General features: G+C 71.5%; 17 protein-coding genes and 1 pseudogene. 7 read left to right on the top strand and 11 right to left on the bottom strand.

The window, feature by feature from the left end; translation table 11 throughout:
* Window positions 1-74 precede the first annotated feature (74 nt).
* Window positions 75-1,031, top strand: a complete 957-nt coding sequence (locus tag RNB18_RS24070) for a hypothetical protein (protein ID WP_311716183.1) — start codon at window positions 75-77, stop codon at window positions 1,029-1,031.
* On the opposite strand, the gene RNB18_RS24065 is transcribed toward RNB18_RS24070, so the two are convergent.
* The 4 genes from RNB18_RS24065 to RNB18_RS24050 form a co-directional block, all read right to left on the bottom strand.
* Complete coding sequence (locus RNB18_RS24065) at window positions 1,028-2,029, bottom strand: Gfo/Idh/MocA family protein (RefSeq protein WP_311716182.1); 1,002 nt, start codon at window positions 2,027-2,029, stop codon at window positions 1,028-1,030. The two genes, RNB18_RS24070 and RNB18_RS24065, sit on opposite strands and share 4 nt — an antisense overlap.
* A gap of 98 nt (window positions 2,030-2,127) precedes the next feature.
* Window positions 2,128-3,132 (bottom strand): Gfo/Idh/MocA family protein, encoded by a 1,005-nt coding sequence (locus tag RNB18_RS24060; protein WP_311716181.1) that lies wholly within the window; start codon window positions 3,130-3,132, stop codon window positions 2,128-2,130.
* 58 nt (window positions 3,133-3,190) lie between these two features.
* Window positions 3,191-3,967, bottom strand: coding sequence for an SDR family oxidoreductase (locus RNB18_RS24055; protein ID WP_266511042.1), 777 nt, complete (start codon window positions 3,965-3,967; stop codon window positions 3,191-3,193).
* Window positions 3,968-4,004: 37 nt separating this feature from the next.
* The gene (locus RNB18_RS24050; RefSeq protein ID WP_311716180.1) at window positions 4,005-5,171 is read right to left on the bottom strand and encodes a phytanoyl-CoA dioxygenase family protein; all 1,167 of its coding nucleotides are present in this window, start codon (window positions 5,169-5,171) and stop codon (window positions 4,005-4,007) included.
* A gap of 107 nt (window positions 5,172-5,278) precedes the next feature.
* Between RNB18_RS24050 and RNB18_RS24045 the strand changes: the two genes are divergently transcribed.
* The gene (locus RNB18_RS24045; protein ID WP_311716179.1) at window positions 5,279-6,298 is read left to right on the top strand and encodes a LacI family DNA-binding transcriptional regulator; all 1,020 of its coding nucleotides are present in this window, start codon (window positions 5,279-5,281) and stop codon (window positions 6,296-6,298) included.
* Here the strand turns inward: RNB18_RS24045 and RNB18_RS24040 are convergent.
* Genes RNB18_RS24040 through RNB18_RS24030 form a run of 3 tightly spaced genes read right to left on the bottom strand, consistent with a single transcriptional unit; the run spans window position 6,295 to window position 9,496 of the window.
* Window positions 6,295-7,344: a Gfo/Idh/MocA family protein gene (locus RNB18_RS24040; protein WP_311716178.1), complete on the bottom strand. Its 1,050-nt coding sequence runs from the start codon at window positions 7,342-7,344 to the stop codon at window positions 6,295-6,297. The genes RNB18_RS24045 and RNB18_RS24040 overlap by 4 nt on opposite strands.
* 8 nt (window positions 7,345-7,352) lie before the next feature.
* Window positions 7,353-8,345, bottom strand: coding sequence for a Gfo/Idh/MocA family oxidoreductase (locus tag RNB18_RS24035; RefSeq protein WP_311716177.1), 993 nt, complete (start codon window positions 8,343-8,345; stop codon window positions 7,353-7,355).
* A complete protein-coding gene (locus RNB18_RS24030; RefSeq protein WP_311716176.1) occupies window positions 8,342-9,496 on the bottom strand; it encodes a Gfo/Idh/MocA family protein in 1,155 nt (384 codons plus the stop codon). Before RNB18_RS24030 ends, RNB18_RS24035 begins: the two co-directional genes overlap by 4 nt.
* 114 nt (window positions 9,497-9,610) lie before the next feature.
* Here RNB18_RS24030 and RNB18_RS24025 point away from each other — a divergent pair, with 114 nt between their 5' ends.
* Window positions 9,611-10,615 carry a LacI family DNA-binding transcriptional regulator gene (locus tag RNB18_RS24025; protein WP_311716175.1) on the top strand — a complete coding sequence of 335 codons (1,005 nt, stop codon included), beginning with the start codon at window positions 9,611-9,613 and terminating at the stop codon, window positions 10,613-10,615.
* Here the strand turns inward: RNB18_RS24025 and RNB18_RS24020 are convergent.
* A complete protein-coding gene (locus tag RNB18_RS24020; RefSeq protein ID WP_311716174.1) occupies window positions 10,605-10,949 on the bottom strand; it encodes a cupin domain-containing protein in 345 nt (114 codons plus the stop codon). The two genes, RNB18_RS24025 and RNB18_RS24020, sit on opposite strands and share 11 nt — an antisense overlap.
* A gap of 123 nt (window positions 10,950-11,072) precedes the next feature.
* Between RNB18_RS24020 and RNB18_RS24015 the strand changes: the two genes are divergently transcribed.
* The gene (locus tag RNB18_RS24015; RefSeq protein WP_311716395.1) at window positions 11,073-11,585 is read left to right on the top strand and encodes a hypothetical protein; all 513 of its coding nucleotides are present in this window, start codon (window positions 11,073-11,075) and stop codon (window positions 11,583-11,585) included.
* Window positions 11,586-12,289: 704 nt separating this feature from the next.
* On the opposite strand, the gene RNB18_RS24010 is transcribed toward RNB18_RS24015, so the two are convergent.
* The 3 genes from RNB18_RS24010 to RNB18_RS24000 all read right to left on the bottom strand — a co-directional run bounded on the left by RNB18_RS24010 (window position 12,290) and on the right by RNB18_RS24000 (window position 16,144).
* Window positions 12,290-13,768 (bottom strand): MFS transporter, encoded by a 1,479-nt coding sequence (locus RNB18_RS24010; RefSeq protein WP_311716173.1) that lies wholly within the window; start codon window positions 13,766-13,768, stop codon window positions 12,290-12,292.
* A 76-nt stretch (window positions 13,769-13,844) separates the two neighbouring features.
* Window positions 13,845-15,032, bottom strand: coding sequence for a sensor histidine kinase (locus tag RNB18_RS24005; protein WP_311716172.1), 1,188 nt, complete (start codon window positions 15,030-15,032; stop codon window positions 13,845-13,847).
* Between the two features lie 68 nt (window positions 15,033-15,100).
* Window positions 15,101-16,144 (bottom strand): zinc-dependent alcohol dehydrogenase, encoded by a 1,044-nt coding sequence (locus RNB18_RS24000; protein ID WP_311716171.1) that lies wholly within the window; start codon window positions 16,142-16,144, stop codon window positions 15,101-15,103.
* 94 nt (window positions 16,145-16,238) lie between these two features.
* On the opposite strand from RNB18_RS24000, the pseudogene RNB18_RS53755 reads away from it, so the two are divergent.
* The 3 genes and pseudogenes from RNB18_RS53755 to RNB18_RS23990 form a co-directional block, all read left to right on the top strand.
* Window positions 16,239-16,301: pseudogene (locus RNB18_RS53755) on the top strand (hypothetical protein); the annotation flags it as partial.
* Window positions 16,302-16,410: 109 nt separating this feature from the next.
* Window positions 16,411-16,551: a hypothetical protein gene (locus RNB18_RS23995; protein ID WP_311716170.1), complete on the top strand. Its 141-nt coding sequence runs from the start codon at window positions 16,411-16,413 to the stop codon at window positions 16,549-16,551.
* A 55-nt stretch (window positions 16,552-16,606) separates the two neighbouring features.
* Window positions 16,607-17,257, top strand: coding sequence for a GntR family transcriptional regulator (locus RNB18_RS23990; protein WP_069761104.1), 651 nt, complete (start codon window positions 16,607-16,609; stop codon window positions 17,255-17,257).
* Window positions 17,258-17,279: the final 22 nt, after the last annotated feature.

Below are 17,279 nucleotides of genomic sequence, written 5' to 3'. Positions count from 1 at the left end.
GAATCGCGGCATCGGCGTGACCCCCTGTGCCACCATGGCGCGGCTGTCCTCGGCGGGGCGGCGAGGGGGTGCGCATGGGACTCGTACGGATACTGCTGCCGTTGCCGCGCGCGGCGGCCAAATGGGCGCCGGAGAAGGGCGGACCCCTGCTGGGGGCCGCGCTGTCGTACTGCGTCACGCCTTCCTGGGCGGGGCTGCCGCCGCCGTCGCCCGCGCGACGGCTGGCCTGGGCCGAGGAGGCGGTCGAGGTCTACCGCGGGACGGCCGACACGGAGGGGCTGAGCCGTGCCCTGGCGCTGCGTGCCCACGCGTTGCTGCTGTCCGGCCGCTTCGAGGAGGCGTGCACGGCAGCGACCGCCGTACCGGGCGAGGAGTCCCGGGCGCTGACCGCCTTCGTCGGGGACGTGCGGGCGCAGGCGCTCGCGGGCGTCGGCCGGACCGGGGAGGCCGTGTCGGTGGCCCAGGCGTGCGTGGAGGCGTACCGCCATCTGTCCGCCCCCGACCGCAGGGACCGGGCGCTCGGCAGCCTGCCCGGCGCGCTGCGGACGTACGGGATGCTGCTCGCCGCGGTCGGCCGCAGGGAGGAGTCCGTGGCCGTCTACGAGGAGTGCGCGGCGCTCCTCGCCGCCATGTCGCTCAGGGAGCTGGCGCACGTCGAGTTGGTGCGGCCGCAGGTGCTTTCCGAACTGGTCGGTGTGCTGCGGGCGTTGGGGCGGTACGAGGACGCGCTGGGCGTGGGTCCCGAGGCCCGGGAGGCGCTTCGGGGACCACTCGCGTGGGCCGTCCCCGAGATCGTTCTGCCGCTGCGCGTACGGCTCCTGGTCGATCTCGCCCGCTGCCACACCGCCACCGGGGACCCGGCCGAGGCCCGCGCCTGTGCCGTGGCGGCGGTGGCCGAGGCCCGCAAGCCGCACGGCGCGGGCGAGTTGACCTCGGCGCTGGACTGCCTGGCCGATGCACTCGGTGAACTGGGCCAGACCGACAAGGAGTCGGTCACCAGGCGCGAACTGGCCGAGCTGCGCGACAGTTAGGACACGCGCGGTCGCGGTTCGAACCCGGCCGCCCGGTAGGCGGCGTCGATCAGCGTCATCGTCGTCACCGCGTCGTCCGCGTCCAGCGGCAGCGGGGCACCCCCGCGCACCCGGTCCGCGAACGCCTCCAGCTGGTAGGTGTACGACGACCGCGTGCCGAGTCGCTCGGTGCGCTCGCCGTCTCCGGTGCGCACCACGACCCGGTCGTCCCGGTGCGGCAGCACGAAGTTCGGCGCGAGGACCTCGCCCCGCGAACCGATGATCCGGCAGCTCATCTCCAGCCTGTCGTACGCCATGTGGCAGCGCGCCGACCCGGTCGCGCCGCCGGGGAAGGCCAGGTCGGCGTCGAGCCACTCGTCGACGCCGGGCGCCCCCGCCCTCTGCCCGCCCCGCGCGGAGACCAGCCGCGGTGCGCCGCCCGCCCACGGGGCCAGCATGCGCAGCGCGTGCAGGCTGTAGCAGCCGAGGTCCATCACCGCGCCGCCGGCCAGCGGCAGCGACCAGCGCGGGTCGGTGTCCGCCGGCGCCTGGATCGCGACCATGGCCTCGACGTGCCGCAGCTCGCCGATCTCACCGCTCGCGAGGACTTCGTGGAGCCGCCGGGTGACCGGGTGGAAGAGGTAGTGGAAGGCCTCCATGAAGACCGTGCCGGCCTTCGCGGCCGCCTCCCGCACCTCCGCGGCCTCCTCGGCGTTGCTCGCCGACGGCTTCTCGCTCAGGACGTGCTTGCCCGCGGCGAGCGCCGCGAGGTTCCACGGCCCGTGCAGACCATTGGCCAGCGGGTTGTAGACGACCTCGACCTCGGGGTCGGCGATCAGCTCGGTGTACGACCCCGCCACCCGCTCCACACCGTGCTCGGCCGCGTAGGCCTCGGCGCGGGCCCGGTCCCGCGCGGCCACCGCGACGACCCGGTGACCGGTTGCCCGGGCCGGGCCGATCAGTGAGGCCCCGCTGATCCGCGCGGCTCCCAGTATTCCGATGCGCAGCGGTTCGCTCATGTCCGCGGTTCCTCCTCGACGGCGGCAGGACGGGGCCCTGCCGGATCAGTGTGCGCCAGTGTCCCGGGGCCCGGGGCGCTCGGGACACCGGCGGCGACTCAGGCGGAGCGGACCTCGGCGATCGTCACCGGGCGGTGCTCGTGCAGGGACAGCGTGCACGCCTCGGCGATCCAGCCCGCCTCCAGGGCGTCCGCGATCGTGCACGGCGAGGGCCGGGTGCCGGCCACGACCTCGGTGAACGCGGTGAGTTCGGCGCGGTAGGCGGCCGTGAAGCGGTCCATGAAGAAGTCGTGCGGGGTGCCCGCGGGGAAGGTCACGCCGGGCTCGACCGAGCGCAGCGGGAGCTTGTCCTCCAGGCCGACGGCGATGGAGTCCGTGAAGCCGTGGATCTCCATGCGGACGTCGTAACCACGGGCGTTGTGACGGGAGTTGGAGACCACCGCGATCGTGCCGTCGTCGAGGGTGAGGATCGCGCCGGTGGTGTCGGCGTCGCCCGCCTCCTTGATGTACTCGGCGCCCCGGTTGCCGCCGACGGCGTACACCTCGACGACCTCGCGGCCGGTCACCCAGCGGATGATGTCGAAGTCGTGCACCGAGCAGTCCCGGAAGATGCCCCCGGAGGCGGCGACGTACGCGGCCGGCGGCGGGGCCGGGTCCAGCGTGGTCGAGCGCACGGTGTGCAGCTTGCCCAGCTCGCCGCTCTGCACGGCGGCCCGGGCGTTGACGAATCCGGTGTCGAAGCGGCGGTTGTAGCCGATCTGGATCGGTACGTCGCTGCCCTCGACGGCCCTGAGGACTTCGACGCCCTCGCTCATGTGCTTGGCGACGGGCTTCTCGCAGAAGACGGGGATGCCGGCCTCCACTCCGGCCAGGATCAGCTTGGGGTGGGCGTCCGTCGCCGCCGCGACCACGATGCCGTCCACGCCGGCGGCCAGCAGGGCCTCGGGCGAGTCCACGACCTCGCCGCCGAAGCGCTCCGCGGCGGACTTGGCGGCCTCCGCGAAGGGGTCGGTGAGCACGAGTGACTCGACGGCGTCGAGTCCGGAGAGGGTCTCGGCGTGGAAGGCGCCGATGCGGCCGAGGCCGAGGATTCCGATGCGCATGGGGGTGCAGCTCCTTGAGGGTGTTTCTTGCGAGCGGTGTTTCTCGGTGGCGAAGGGGTCAGTCGAGGCCGCCGAGGACGTTCTGGTCCCAGTCGATCACCGAACCGGTCACCACGCCCGACCGGTCGGACAGCAGGAGGACCACGAAGTCGGCGATCTCGTCGGGCTGGCCGAGCTTGCCCATGGGGAGCTTGGCGGCGGCCTCCTCACGCCAGTCGTCGCCGGCGCCGTGGAAGGTCTTCTGGGTGGCGTCCTCGCCCTCGGTCGCCGTCCAGCCGATGTTGAGGCCGTTGATCCGGACCCGGTCCCAGCGGTGGGCGTGCGCGGCGTTGCGGGTGAGGCCGATCAGGCCGGCCTTCGCGGCGACGTAGGGCGCGAGGAACGGCTGCCCGCCGTGCGCCGAGGACGTGATGATGTTGACGACCGTGCCGGGCGCCTTGCGGCCCACCATGTCCGCCACCGCCGCCTGCATGGCGAAGAAGGGCGCCTTGAGGTTGATCGCGATGTGCTGGTCGAACAGCTCGGGCGTGGTGTCGAGGAGCGTGCCCCGGGAGGTGAGCCCGGCGGAGTTCACCAGGCAGTCGACACGGCCGTACGCCTCGACGACCCGGGTGACGGACGCCCTGGCCTGCTCGGCGTCGGCGAGGTCGGCGCGGACGAACAGCGCCTTGCCGCCGGCCGCCTCCAGTTCCGCCACCAGTGCCGCACCGGGCTCGGGGCGTCGGCCGGTCACGGCCACGACCGCGCCTTCGCGGACGGCGGCCCGGGCGATGGCGGCACCGACGCCCTGGCTGCCGCCGTTGACGAGGACGACCTTGTCGTCGAGAAGTCCCATGAATGTGCCAGTACCTTTCAGCTTGTGCGGCGCTGATTCAGCTCGTACGCCGGTCGGCGCCCGCGCGCAGCTCGTCCCTGAGGGTCCGTGGGGTCCAGCCCTCGGCGAGCGCTCGTCGTACGAGGTCCGCCTGGGAGGGCGGGGCGAGGCCGTCGACCGGAGGGTCGCTGTCGAGATTGGTGGGGAAGGGGTAGCCCTCGGCGCTCGCGGCGATCACGTTGTCCAGCCACTGTGCGTCGGCGCCGTCCGTCCTGCGGCGCAGCAGCGTCGGGTAGACGGCGTTCGCCACCGCCTCCCGGTCCACGGTCTCCATGGCACGCCCGAAGGCCGAGGACACCTGCAGAAGATTGGCCATGCGCCGTACGTCGGTGGTGCGGTTGGTCCCGGCCGCGTGGAACAGCGCCGGGTTGAAGAAGACCGCGTCGCCCTTGGTGAGCGGCAGCTGGACGTGGTGCTCCTTGAAGTACGCCTGGAACTCCGGCCGCCGCCACGCCAGATACCCGGGCTCGAACATCTGCGAGAACGGCAGGTACAGCGTCGGCCCGGACTCCACCGGCATGTCGCAGTGCGCGACCGCGCCCTGGAGCGTGAGCACCGGAGACAGACGGTGTACGTGCGCCGGATAGGCCGCGGCGACCTCGTCGGAGAGGAAGCCGAGGTGGTAGTCGCGGTGCACGGTCTGCGCGAGGCCGCCCGGGTTGACCACGTTGACCTGCGAGGTGACCTGGTAACCGGGGCCGAGCCAGGCCTCGGACACCAGGGCGAGGACCGGGTTGGCGTAGTAGTCGGCGAACGCCGAGGGGTCGTAGAGGGCCGCCTTCTCCAGCGCGTTCCACACCCGCTCGTTGGCACCGGGCTTCGCGAAGTGGTCGCCCGCGGTCGTGCCCGCCGCGTACTGCTCGCGGATCAGCGAGTCGAAGACCTCGGTGAACCGGTCGACGACCGCGTGATCGGGGAACGCCCCCTGGAGGACCACGACCCCGGGGCCGTCGGTCAGGGCCCGCACCAGCTCCTCCTGCAGCTCCCTGCGGTCCTTGGCGCCGCGGACGCGCTCGGCGTCGTACAGCAGGACGTTGCGTTCCACCCCGGAGGCGTGCGGGTAGTCGGCGGGGTCGGACGTCCGCTCGACGAGCGCGCGGAACGAGTCGAGGTCGCAGTCCTGCTCGGACAGCCAGGCGCGGCGGTGTACGGCGGTGAAGGACATCGGCGTCCTCTCGGTGACAGGGGCGACTCAGCGCTGTCATTCTTGTCATGACAAAGGCGTCGAACAACCAGCAGGCAGCCATCAAAAACCCCTCAAGGAGCAGACGCGTGGGTCACCCGTACCCGATCCGGGAAATCGCACGTCAGGCGGGGCTGAGCGAGGCCACCGTCGACCGGGTCCTGAACGGCAGGGGAGGGGTGCGGGAGAACACCGCCCGCGAGGTCCACCAGGCGATCACCGACCTGGACCGGCAACGCACCCAGGTCCGGCTGGTCGGCCGCACGTTCATGATCGACATAGTGATGCAGACGCCGGAGCGCTTTTCCACGGCCGTCCGCGCGGCCCTGGAGGCCGAGCTGCCCGCGCTGCATCCCGCCGTCCTGCGCTCCCGTTTCCACTTCCGCGAGACGGGCCCCGGCGCGGAGCTGACGAAGACCCTCGACCGGATAGCCCGTCGCGGCTCCCAGGGCGTGATCCTCAAGGCTCCCGACGTCCCCGAGGTCACGGCCGCGGTCGGCCGGCTCGCGGAGGCGGGCATCCCCGTGGTCACCCTGGTCACCGACCTGCCCTCCACGGCCCGTCTCGCCTACGTGGGCATCGACAACCGGGCGGCGGGAGCGACCGCCGCCTACCTCATGGGCCAGTGGCTCGGCGACCGCCCCGGCAACGTCCTCACCAGCCTCAGCAGCGGCTTCTTCCGCAACGAGGAGGAGCGCGAGATGGGGTTCCGCAGCGCGATGCGCACCCGGCACCCGGAACGCGCGGTGGTGGAGATCGCCGAGGGGCAGGGCCTGGACGCCACGCAGTACGACCTCGTCCGGGCCGCGCTGGAGCGGGATCCGGAGATCCGGGCGGTCTACTCCATCGGCGGCGGCAACATCGCCACGCTCAGGGCGTTCGAGGACCTGGGCAGGGAGTGCGCGGTGTTCGTGGCCCACGACCTGGACCACGACAACGACCGGCTGCTGCGGGAACACCGCCTGTCGGCCGTCCTCCATCACGACCTGCGGAAGGACATGCGGGAGGCGTGCCACATCGTGATGCGGGCGCACGGGGCGTTGCCGCCGGCGGGGCCGACGACGCCTTCGGCGATACAGGTGGTGACGCCGTACAACATGCCGTACTAGGTCGCTGTCCGGCCGCGGGGCCGGTCCGGCTGTTCGCCGGGGAAGACGATCCCGCACTGCCTTCTGATCTCGTCCATCACCCGCAGGGTGGCGACCGAGTCGGTGAGCGGTCGCAGCGGCGTCCCGAGGAGGCCGTCCCGGATGCAGCGGGCTGCCTCGGCGGCCTCGAAGTGCAGGCCGTCGTGGCCCGTACGAGGTTCGGTGTACGTCAGTGGCGGGCCCCCTCCGGCCGGGCTGAACACCACGTCGCCGGGCTGGTGGAACGGACCCGGCAGTTGGAGGGTCCCCTCGGTCCCCGCGATCACGGCCGTGCTCGGAGTGTCGCTGAACAGCGTGGTGTGCACGACGGCCCGCCCGTCCAGGACGGCACCGATCTGCCCGTTCACCCCCGCAGGGTGCGCTTGTCCCGAAGCCTGCACGTTCTCCGCGGGGCCCAGCACCCAGGTGGCCAGCGACAGCGGGTAGGTACCGAGGTCGAGCAGTGGCCCACCGGCGAGATCGGCACGGAGGATGCGATGACCCCCGGCAGGGTCGAAGTACTCACCCAGGTCGGCCAGTACGGATTTCACCTCGCCGAGCATCCCGGAGGCGAGCACCTGCCGTACGACATCGAAGCGGGGCAGAAAGAACGTCCACAACGCCTCGGCACAGAACAGCCCACGCGAGGCGGCGAGTTCGGTGATCTCCGCCCCCTGCGCCGCGTTCAGGCCGAGCGGCTTCTCGACCAGGACGTGCTTGCCGGCCTCCAACGCCAGTCGCGCACAGGCGAGATGGGCGGTGTGCTCGGTGGCGACGTACACGACATCGACGTCGGCGGCGGCCACCAGCTCCTCGTACGAGCCGTATCCGCGCGTGATCCCGTGCCGTGCGGCGAACTCCTCGGCCCGGGCGGCATCGCGCGAAGCCACGGCGGTGAAGCGCTGCCGGGTGTGCCGCTGGGCCGAACCGATGAACCGCTCGGCGATCCAACCGGTTCCGAGGACACCCCAGTTGAGGGCGGGCGCGGCCATGGGGTCGGGGGTGCGGGGCGCGGGAAGTGTCGTCACGGCACGCCTCACACGGCCGATAGGGACACGGGCACGGTCCGGCCGCCGTCCCGCATCGAGGCGATCACCGCCTCGGCGACCGCGGACGCGGTCAGCCCCTCACGCGCGGAGGCCAGCGGCGAGGGCCGTCCGGCGTCGACCGTGTCGATCCACGCCTGCAGCTCCAGTCGGTAGGCCTCGGCGAACCGGGGCCGCCAGTCGGCCGGGTATCCGGTCGACCGGTGCCGCTCCAGAGAACTCACGACCAGCGCGGGCTCGGCCAGCCGCAGCGCGCCCCGCTCGCCGGCGATCTCACAGCGGACCTCGTACCCGTAGCGGGCGTTGAGGAAGGTCTCGAGGGTGGTGAGCGTGCCGTCGGCGGTGTGCAGGAGCATCACCTGGGGGTCGCGCAGACCGGGCGCGGACTCGCCCTCGGGCGCGTGCCAGGACACCGCGGTGACGGGGGAGTCCAGCAGCCACGGCACGACGTCGAACTCGTGGATCGACGACCCGGTGACGCTGAACTCGCTGACCGCGCCCAGTGCCGAGGTCACACCCCGGCTCACACAGTGCACCACCCTGGGCCGACCGCACCGGCCCTCTCCCAGCGCGGCCTTCAGCGCGACGTACGCCGGGTCGAACCGCCGCATGAACCCCACCGACACGAGCCCGCCGCCCGCCTTGTCGTCCTCACGTACCACCTCGACGCACTCGGCGACCGTCGGAGCCAGCGGCTTCTCGCACAGCACCGGCTTCCCGGCGCGCACGGCGGCCACGGTCAGCTCGGCGTGGGTGGAGTCGTGCGAGGCGACCACGACGGCGTCCACCCGGGAATCGGCGATCAGTGCCCACCCGTCGGGGCTGACGAGCGCCCCCGGCACGCCGGACGCGACGGCCCTCGCTCGCGCCTGGTCGACATCCGCCACCGCCACGACCTGGGCCGACGACACGAACCCGTGCAGCAGCCGCACATGATCGGCACCCATCACCCCGGCCCCGATCACCCCCACCCGGACCGTCATGTCGACACCTCCACCCATGAACCGCTTTCCGCGGAACGGGACATGGCGTCCAGTACGACGGCGCTGTGCACGGCGTCCTCCACCGTGGCCCCGTACGACGTGCCCTCGGCGACCGAACGCAGGAAGCGGTACGCCTCCACGACCTTGAGGTCGTCGTAGCCCATGGCGTTGGCCGCGCCCGGCTGGAAGGCGCCGAACTCGCCGTCGCCCGGGCCGACATACACCGTGCTGACGGGCTGGTCCTGGTAGCCGGTGCCGCGGCTGATGCCGAGCTCACCCATGCGGCGGAAGTCCCAGAACACCGCGCCCTTCGTGCCGTGCACCTCGAAGCCGTAGTTGTTCTGCTCGCCGACCGAGACCCGGCAGGCCTCCAGGACGCCACGGGCACCGGAGGTGAAGCGCAGCAGGCAGTTGACGTAGTCCTCGTTCTCGACGGGCCCGAGCTCTCCGGTCGCCAGGGTGTGCCCGGCGGTGGCTCCGGTGGGGCGGGCGCGCTCGGGCACGAAGATCGCGGTGTCGGCCGTGAGGGAAGCGATGTCGCCGAGGAGGAAGCGGGCCAGGTCGGCGCCGTGCGAGGCGAGGTCTCCGAGTACTCCGCTGCCGCCGCGTTCACGTTCGTAGCGCCAGGTCAGGGCGCCCTGCGGGTGGGCCGCGTAGTCGCTGAAGAGCCGGATGCGGACATGGGTGACCGTGCCGATCTCCCCGGAGGCGATCAGGGCGCGGGCGGTCTCGACGGCGGGCGCGTTGCGGTAGTTGAAGCCGACCGCGCTCCGCACGCCGGTCCCGGCCGCCGCGTCGGCCACCGCACGGGCGTCCTCGGCGGTGAGGCCGACCGGCTTCTCGATCCAGATGTGTTTGCCGGCCTCGGCCATCGCGACGCCGATCTCGCGGTGCAGGAAGTTGGGCGCGGTGATGCTGACGGCCTGGACGCGCGGGTCGGCGGCGACCTCGCGCCAGTCGCGGGTCGCCGAGGCGAACCCGAACTGCGCGGCCGCCTCCTCGGCCCGTCCCGGCACGTCCTCGGCGACGGTCACGAGTTCGGCGCGCAGCGGGAGCCCGGGGTAGTGGTGCGGGACACGGGCGTAGGCCTGGGTGTGCACCCGCCCCATCCAGCCGAATCCGACGACGGCGACACCGAGCGTATCGACCATGGGGGAGCCACCTTTTTGGACCGGTCCATTTTCTGTCCAGGTCACCTTGAGTGCCGTCTTCCCTCGCTGTCAACCCTTTGACAAGCCGTACCACGCCATGGAACGGTCCATACCATGAGACCGCCGACGATCCGTGATGTGGCCGACCGGGCCGGTGTCTCGAAGTCGCTGGTCTCACTCGTGCTGCGGGGCTCCGACCAGGTGCGCCCGGAGAAGCGGGAGGCCGTGCTGCGGGCCGTGCGCGAGCTCGGCTACCGCCCGAACGCCGCCGCCCGCAGCCTCAGCGAGCAGCGCACCCGCACGGTCGGCGTCCTCCTGAACGACCTGCGCAACCCCTGGTTCGTGGACCTGCTCGACGGCCTGAACTCCCTGCTCCACGACAACGGCCTGCGCATGCTCCTGGCCGACGCCCGGCTCAACCGCCGTACCGGGCAGGATCCGGCCGGTCCCTTCCTGGACCTCGGGGTGGACGGCCTGATCGTGGTCGGCACGCTGCCCGACCCCGCCGCGCTCGGGGCGGTGGCCGAGCGGCTCCCGGTCGTCGTGGCGGGTGCGCGCGAGCCCGGGCTGCCGGGGGTGGACGTCGTCGCCAACGATGACGAGCGCGGCGCCCGCCTGGTCACCGAGCATCTGATCGGCCTCGGCCACCGCCGCGTCGCGCACATCGCGGGGTACGGGGCCGTCGGCGAGCTGCGCCGGCGCAGCTTCGAGGCGACGATGCGGGCGCACGGCCTCGCGGAGGAGGCGGTCGTCGAGGCGAGTGACATGACCGAGGAGGGCGGCTACCGCACGACGATCCGGCTGCTGAGCCGTCCCGGCCGGCCGACGGCCGTCTTCGCCTTCAACGACATCGCCGCGATCGGCGCGGTGTCGGCCGCGGAGGAACTCGGCCTGAGCGTCCCGCGCGACCTGTCCGTCGTCGGCTACGACAACACGAGCATCGCCCGGCTCCGCCACGTCTGGCTCACCACCGTCGACAACGCCAGCCACGAGGTCGGCCGCCGGGCCGCGCGGTGTCTGCTCGACCGGTTCGAGGGGCGTGGGGGAGAGGGGCGCACGGATCTCGCCGCGCCGGTGCTGGAGATCCGGGGCACGACTTCGGGCCCGCTCACAGGTTGATCGCGTACGCCTTCCGCAGTGTCTCGTGCACGGTCCACGTCGTACGGTCGCCCTCACGCAGTACGGCCATGTCGCCGGGCCCCACCTTCAGCGTCGCCCCGCCCTCGACCTCGATGGTCGCCGACCCGCTGATCACGACGAACAGCTCGTCCGCCTCCGTGTCGGTGACGACTCCGGGCGTGATCTGCCAGATGCCGCGGATCTGCCGGCCGTCCTCCGACTCCCAGACCACCTTTCCGGTCACCTCGGGCGTCCCCGAGACGATCTGCTCCCGTGCGAGAGGCTCGGATTCGAGCTCGGCGTCGGGGATGTGGAGTACGAAGCTGTGGTCCATGGTGCGACCCTAGCGAGGTCGTTCCCGGCCCGTGCGTCGACAATGTGTGGAGTGTCGGCGCAGGTGGGAGGACACTCCGTCGCGAACTGGCGGCACCTGGCGGCCCGGGTGATCGTTGAGGGCATGGTGGACACCGAGGCTGACGCGTCCCGGCCGCACCGGCACGACACTCGTGAGGCCGTCCTGTTCGGCGGCGTCTACGGTTCGGTCCTGGCCTGCTCCATGGTCGCCGCACTCACCCAGTACGGGCACACCTCCCGGGACAGCCGCCGCTACGACGCCGCGTGGCTCCTGGTCACGGCCCTCGCCTCCGCCCTCGCCCACGGTTACGCCCACTACATCGCCGAGCGTGCCCCGCACCGCCGCTGGGACGCCCTGCGCACCCTCGCCGACGAGTGGCCCCTGGTCGCGGCGGTCCTGCCGACGGCTGTCGTCCTGGCCGGCGCGGGCTGGGGCTGGTGGCCGGCGAACGGCGTCGAGTACCCGGCCTTCGCCCTCAACATCACCATCCTGTTCACCCTGGGCCTGGTCACGGCCCGCTGGTCCCACCGCCCTTGGCTCGCCGCGATCACCATCGGCGCGATGGACGCCATGCTGGGGGTAGTGGTCGTGGTGGCGAACGCGGTGATCAAGTAAGGGGTCGCGGGGTACGGGCGAACCTTCAGAAGCAGCCCGTGTCGGCAATGACAACCACTCGGCGCTGGTGAGCCGTGAGGTGCGTGCCCTGCGTACGTGGCGCGGTGTGACGCCGACCGGGTCGGCGGGGCGAAGAGCCCGGGGCGACCGCGGGACAGCCTTCTGAGAGCGCATGCCGCCTGCGGCTTCGGCCTCGCGAATGCCGAGGGGCGGTCGCCTTGCGAGTGCTGGGCGGGCGCCGTGCCGGATGCGTGGGTGGTCGCCGCCGTGTGGTCGGGTGCGGCTCTTTGCCGTCGCCTCGTGGTCGTTGTCCTGCGAGTGCCGGGTGGTTGCCGTCGTGGATGCGTGGATAGTTGGCTGCCTGCGATGGGGTGTGGCTCTTGCCGTCGCCTGGTGGTGGTTGTCTTGCGAGTGCGGGGCGGTGACCGTGCCGGATGCGTGGGTGGTCGCGGCCCTGTGGTCGGGGGTGGCCTTCGCTGACGCTGAGTGGCCGTTGTCTCGCGAATGGCGGGCGGTCACCGTGCCGGATGCGTGGGTGGTCGCCGCTCTGCGGTCCGGGGCGGCCTTCGCCGACGCTGAGTGGCCGTTGTCTCGCGAACGCCGGGCGGTCACTGCCCCGCGAGCAGGCGCGGCCCCCGCCAATGCCGAGCGGCCGCCGCCCCCACCAGGGAGCGACGGCCGGTCAGCCCGGTACCGAAGCCGGCTCACACCTTGGCGCCGACCTCCCTCGGCCTCGTCGGGCCGTCGGCCGGAGGCTGTGAAGTGGTGTGCCGCTGGCGTGGGATGAAGGTCGCTACGGCGAAGGCGAGCAGCGCCGCCCCCGCCCCGATCGCCATGACGACCTTGAAGCCGTTCTCCGAGGGCAGCGCGGTGCCCCCGAAGTCGGTGGTCATCTGGGCCAGGATCACACCGGCGAGAGCGCTGGCGAAGGAGGTGCCCAGGGACCGCATCAAGGTGTTGAGGCTGTTCGCGGCGCCTGTCTGGGTGGGGTCCACGGCACCCATGATCAGGGCGGGCAGCGCGCCGTAGGTGAAGCCGATGCCGGCGCCGATGACGCAGGAGACCAGGACGAGGTGCCAGACCTCGGACATCAGGACGATGTTGAGCCCGTAACCGGCGGCCACGATCAGCGCGCCGATCATCAGCGTGACCTTGGGGCCCTTGGCCTTGGTGACGGCAGCGGAGACCGCGGACATGGCCATCATCACCAGGCCCTGCGGGGCCAGCACCAGGCCGACGGCCAGCATGGACTTGCCGAGGCCGTAGCCGGTCTGCTCGGGCAGCTGGAGCAGCTGCGGGAGCACCAGGGACATCGCGAACATCGAGAAACCGAGCGCGATCGAGGCGAGGTTGGTGAACAGCACCTGCGGCTTGGCGGTGGTCCGGAGGTCGACCAGCGGCTGCGGGCTGCGCAGTTCCCACCAGCCCCAGGACAGCAGGATCACGACCGCGGCGGCGCCGAGACCGAGCGTGGTGCCGCTCGTCCAGCCCCAGTCACCGCCCTTGGAGACGGTCAGCAGCAGCGAGACCAGACCGGCCGACAGACCCAGCGAACCGACGAGGTCGAACCGGCCGCCGGCACGCACCTTGGACTCGGGCACGATCAGCAGGACGAGGACGAAGGCGACGGCACCGAGAGCGGCCGAGACCCAGAACAGGATGTGCCAGTTCCAGTTGTCGGCGATGAACGCGGCGGCGGGCAGCCCCAGCGCGCCGCCGACACCGAGCGAGGCGCTCATCAACGCGGTGGACCCGGCGAGCCGGTCGGACGGCAGCGCGTCCCGCATGATGCTGATGCCGAGCGGCACGACCGCGGCGGCCAGACCCTGCAGCGCACGTCCGACGATCATCGGGACGAGGGAGTCGGCGAGGCCGCAGACCAGCGAACCGGAGACCAGCAGCACGATGCTGAGCAGCAGCATCCGGCGCTTGCCGAACATGTCGCCGAGCCGCCCGACGACCGGCGTGGCCACGGACGCGGCGAGCAGGGTGGCGGTGACCGCCCAGGCGGTGTCGGAGGGCTCCGCGTGCAGGAGCTTGGGCAGCTCGGGAACGACAGGGATGACCAGGGTCTGCATGAGCGAGACGACAATTCCGGCCAGGGCCAGGACCGCCACCACGGCGTTCGGCTTCGGCGGGGCTGACGACCCCGCTTCGGCGGGTTGGGCAAGGGCGTCGGACATGGCTGGGCCTCCGGTCGGGAACCAAGGAATTGCTTGACTCACTCAAGTGAATCGCAATTGATTGACTTAAGCAAGTTCAATCGGTGTCCGGGTGGTACGGCAGCTCGACGACGACCTCGAAGCCGCCCTGGACGAGACGGCCCGTACGGATCCGGCCGCCTGCGGAACGGGCCCGCTCGCGCATGCCGATCAGGCCGTAACCACCGCCGGGGGAAGGGGAGTTGGCGTACGCGGGGCCGTCGTTGACGACGGACAGGAGCAGGTCGTCGGCCCGGTGGACGAGCCGTACCTCCGCCGTGTCGACAGCCGCGTGCTTGGTGACGTTGGTGAGGGCTTCCTGGACGATGCGGTACGCCGTGAGGTCGGTACCGGCGGACAGGGGCCTCGCCGTTCCTTCGGTGGTGACGGCGACCGTGAGCCCGGCGTGCCGGAAGGAGGCGGCGAGCTCGGGCAGTCGGGCGAGTCCAGGGGTGTGCTCCGGTGTCCTGTCGGATTCGGTCGTACGGTCTGCGTCGTGCCTCAACAGGCCCACGGTGGACTTGAGTTCGCACAGCGCCGACGAGGTGGTGCTGGTCAGTTCGGCGGCGATCTTCCCGGCCTCGCCGGGTCGCGCGGGCAGCATACGGCTGACCGTGCCGGCCTGGATGTTGGCCAGGAGGAGGTGATGGGCCACCACGTCGTGCAGATCGCGGGCGATGCGCATGCGCTCGGCCGTGACCCGGTGCCGTGTCTCCTCTTCCCGGGTGCGTTCCGCATGCTCGGCACGGGTCTGCACGGCCTCCAGGTAAGCGCCGCGAAGCCGGGTCGTGGTGCCGAGGGCGACGGGCAGCAGCAGCCAGGCGGCGGGCCCGAGCAGCTTGAGAACCAGTGGTTCGTCGCCGGGTCCGGCCATGAGAGCCACCGAGATCAGACAGGCGATGCTCGCGAAGGCGAAAGTGTTGGCGGTCCTGCGGTCCGTGCGCAGGGCCAGGTAATAGAGGGCGGTCATGAGGGGGCCGAGCAGCAGGACGGTGAGGATGTAGCCGAAGGCGGACACGGCTGTCGCGCACGCCATGGCCACGGCCGTCGTTGCGCGGGGACGGTTCCGGCGCCACAGCAGTGCGACGCACGCCGGTCCGGTCAGCAGAACACCGGGCCACCAGGCGACCGTGGGGTCGCTGCCCGGCAGGGTGACGAGGCTCCCGGGGAAGGAGCAGGCGAAGAGACCGAGGGGGAGTGCCGTGTCGCAGAAGCGCGGACGGCAGCGGAGGATGCTGTCGATCATGGGGTGGGAGTCCCTGTCCGATGCCGTGCGGCGAAGGCGCGGACGCCGGACGGCATGGTGGGGCACTTTCAGCGATGTGATGCTTCGTCGAAGGTGACGACGACCTTCTCCGCGGCCCCGGGAGTCAGCGCGAGCTGAAACGCGCGGCCGACCTCGGAGAATGGCACCCGGTGACTGATCAGCCTGGCGAACCGCTCCCGGTGCTCCACCAGCTCCGCCGTGACCTCGAAGATCTCCGTCGGATAACCCTGCGAAGCGATGAGCGTCAACTCACTGCGCAGCATGCCGCCGAGATCCACCTCGCCCTTCTTTTGTACGGCGACCATGACGAGCTTGGCGTGCCACTTGGCGTTGGCGATCACGGCGTCGAAGACCGCCGGCACCCCCGCGGCGTCGATGTAGACGTCGGTGCCGGCCCGCGGCTGCCCGAGCGCGTTCGCGGCCTCGCCGTGCAGCTCCTTCAGCCGGCCGGTGAGGTCCTCCGTGGCGGAGTCGACGACCGCGTCGGCGCCGACTGCCAGCGCGGTCTCCAGGCGCTCGGCGATGACGTCGACCACGGTCACGTGCTCCACCCCGCGCAGCTTCAGCCAGATCGTGGCGCCCAGACCGATCGGTCCGGCGCCGAACACGACCACCTTGTCCGTGGGCTGCGCCTCGGAGCGGTTGACGGCGTGCCGGGCGACCGCCATCGGCTCGTTGAGGGAGGCGACGTCGAAGGGCATGTCATCGGGGAAGACGGCGACGCTCCTGCCGACCTCGGCGTTCTGGATGAGCAAGTACTCGTCGATGCCGCCGAGTTCGCCACCGCAGCCGATGATGCCGGTGAGCGCGCCCTGCGGGTTGGCGACGACCCGGTTGCCGACCGCGAGACCGCTCACCTCGGCGCCCACCTCGACGATCTCACCGGCCGGCTCGTGGCCGAGCGGGATGGCCCGCGTCGCCCCGTCCGCACCGGAGGGCATGCCGCCCAGGTGGAGGAAGAAGGTGTCCGTGCCGCAGATCCCGCAGGCCCGGATCCGCACGAGGGCGTCCTTGGGGCCGGGTACGGGCCGCTCGACGTCCACCACGTCGACCTTGTCCTTCGCGGCGTGGACGGACTTCATCGTGGCCATGGGGTGCTCACATTCTGGAGGGGTGCCGTCTTGCTTGACTTAGGCAAGCATATGCGAGTTACTTAAGTCAAGCAATCAATTCGTCCGGCTGTTCGTGGTGGCCTCCCATGTCACCCGGCAGCTGCGGCAGTTGGAGCGGATCGCGTACGTCGTGCGGGTCGCCGACCCGGACGACCGCAGGGCCCGGCTCGTGCAACTCACGGATGCGGGCCTCGCGGCGGTGGAGCGCATACGGGAGGCGAGCCGCCGGGGCGTCGAGCCGGCCCTTGCCGACTGCCCCCGGCGAGCTGGAGCGGTTCGCCGCGCTCTTCCGCCGGCTGGTCCACGACTTCGTCGCCCACGCCGAGACCCCGCTCGACTGCGCGCGACGGGAGTCGTGTGCGCGATACGGCAGACAAAATTGTTGACAATCTTGTTTGGCTAGATTTAGGTTCGACAGGCACTCACTCAGGGAGGGCAACGATGCCGAAAGAAGCCCGTCCGAGCACCGGCGAGCAGGCCAAACAGCATGCGCTCGCGCAGCTGCGGCAGGCGATCCTGCACGGCGAGATGGCACCGGCGCAGCGGCTGGTGGAGAACGAGCTCGCCGAGCAGTTCGGTGTGACACGGGCCAGCATCCGGGCCGCACTCATCGATCTGGAGGCCCAGGGCCTCGTCGAGCGGATCCGCAACCGGGGTTCCCGGGTGCGGGTGGTGACCGTCGAGGAGGCGGTCGCCATCACCGAGTGCCGCATGGTCCTCGAAGGACTGTGCGCGGCCAAGGCGGCGACCCTGGCCAGTGACGAGCAGCTCGCCGAGCTGACCGAACTGGGCACGGCGATGACCAAGGCCGTGGCCGACGGCGAGCCGATGACCTACTCCGAGCTCAACCAGGAACTGCACGCCAGGGTGCGGGAGTTCTCGGGCCAGCGGACCGCCGTGGATCTGCTGGAGCGACTGAACGCCCAACTGGTGCGCCACCGCTTCCAGTTGGCGCTTCGGCCGGGACGCCCGCAGCACTCCCTGAACGAGCATCTGGCGATGATCGAGGCGATCAGGGCCAGGGACCCGCAGGCGGCCGAGAAGGCCGTCCGCGCCCACCTCACCAGCGTGATCGAGGCGCTGCGCGACTGAGCCGCGCGAGGCGGGCGCGAAC

Source organism: Streptomyces doebereineriae, assembly GCF_031845645.1.
Lineage (GTDB): Bacteria > Actinomycetota > Actinomycetes > Streptomycetales > Streptomycetaceae > Streptomyces > Streptomyces canus.
Note: the sequence above shows the minus strand (reverse complement) of the source record. Positions and strands in the feature narration are given on the sequence as shown.

What these genes read in the sequence shown, in the direction of transcription:
- RNB18_RS24060 (WP_311716181.1), bottom strand. Translation starts at nt 3,132, where the DNA reads ATGCGCATCGGAATCCTCGGCCTCGGCCGCATCGGCGCCTTCCACGCC.
- RNB18_RS24035 (WP_311716177.1), bottom strand. Translation starts at nt 8,345, where the DNA reads ATGACGGTCCGGGTGGGGGTGATCGGGGCCGGGGTGATGGGTGCCGAT.
- RNB18_RS23990 (WP_069761104.1), top strand. Translation starts at nt 16,607, where the DNA reads ATGCCGAAAGAAGCCCGTCCGAGCACCGGCGAGCAGGCCAAACAGCAT.
- RNB18_RS24000 (WP_311716171.1), bottom strand. Translation starts at nt 16,144, where the DNA reads ATGGCCACGATGAAGTCCGTCCACGCCGCGAAGGACAAGGTCGACGTG.
- RNB18_RS24015 (WP_311716395.1), top strand. Translation starts at nt 11,073, where the DNA reads ATGGTGGACACCGAGGCTGACGCGTCCCGGCCGCACCGGCACGACACT.
- RNB18_RS24010 (WP_311716173.1), bottom strand. Translation starts at nt 13,768, where the DNA reads ATGTCCGACGCCCTTGCCCAACCCGCCGAAGCGGGGTCGTCAGCCCCG.
- RNB18_RS24055 (WP_266511042.1), bottom strand. Translation starts at nt 3,967, where the DNA reads ATGGGACTTCTCGACGACAAGGTCGTCCTCGTCAACGGCGGCAGCCAG.
- RNB18_RS24030 (WP_311716176.1), bottom strand. Translation starts at nt 9,496, where the DNA reads ATGGTCGATACGCTCGGTGTCGCCGTCGTCGGATTCGGCTGGATGGGG.
- RNB18_RS24050 (WP_311716180.1), bottom strand. Translation starts at nt 5,171, where the DNA reads ATGTCCTTCACCGCCGTACACCGCCGCGCCTGGCTGTCCGAGCAGGAC.
- RNB18_RS24070 (WP_311716183.1), top strand. Translation starts at nt 75, where the DNA reads ATGGGACTCGTACGGATACTGCTGCCGTTGCCGCGCGCGGCGGCCAAA.
- RNB18_RS24020 (WP_311716174.1), bottom strand. Translation starts at nt 10,949, where the DNA reads ATGGACCACAGCTTCGTACTCCACATCCCCGACGCCGAGCTCGAATCC.
- RNB18_RS24065 (WP_311716182.1), bottom strand. Translation starts at nt 2,029, where the DNA reads ATGAGCGAACCGCTGCGCATCGGAATACTGGGAGCCGCGCGGATCAGC.
- RNB18_RS24025 (WP_311716175.1), top strand. Translation starts at nt 9,611, where the DNA reads ATGAGACCGCCGACGATCCGTGATGTGGCCGACCGGGCCGGTGTCTCG.
- RNB18_RS24005 (WP_311716172.1), bottom strand. Translation starts at nt 15,032, where the DNA reads ATGATCGACAGCATCCTCCGCTGCCGTCCGCGCTTCTGCGACACGGCA.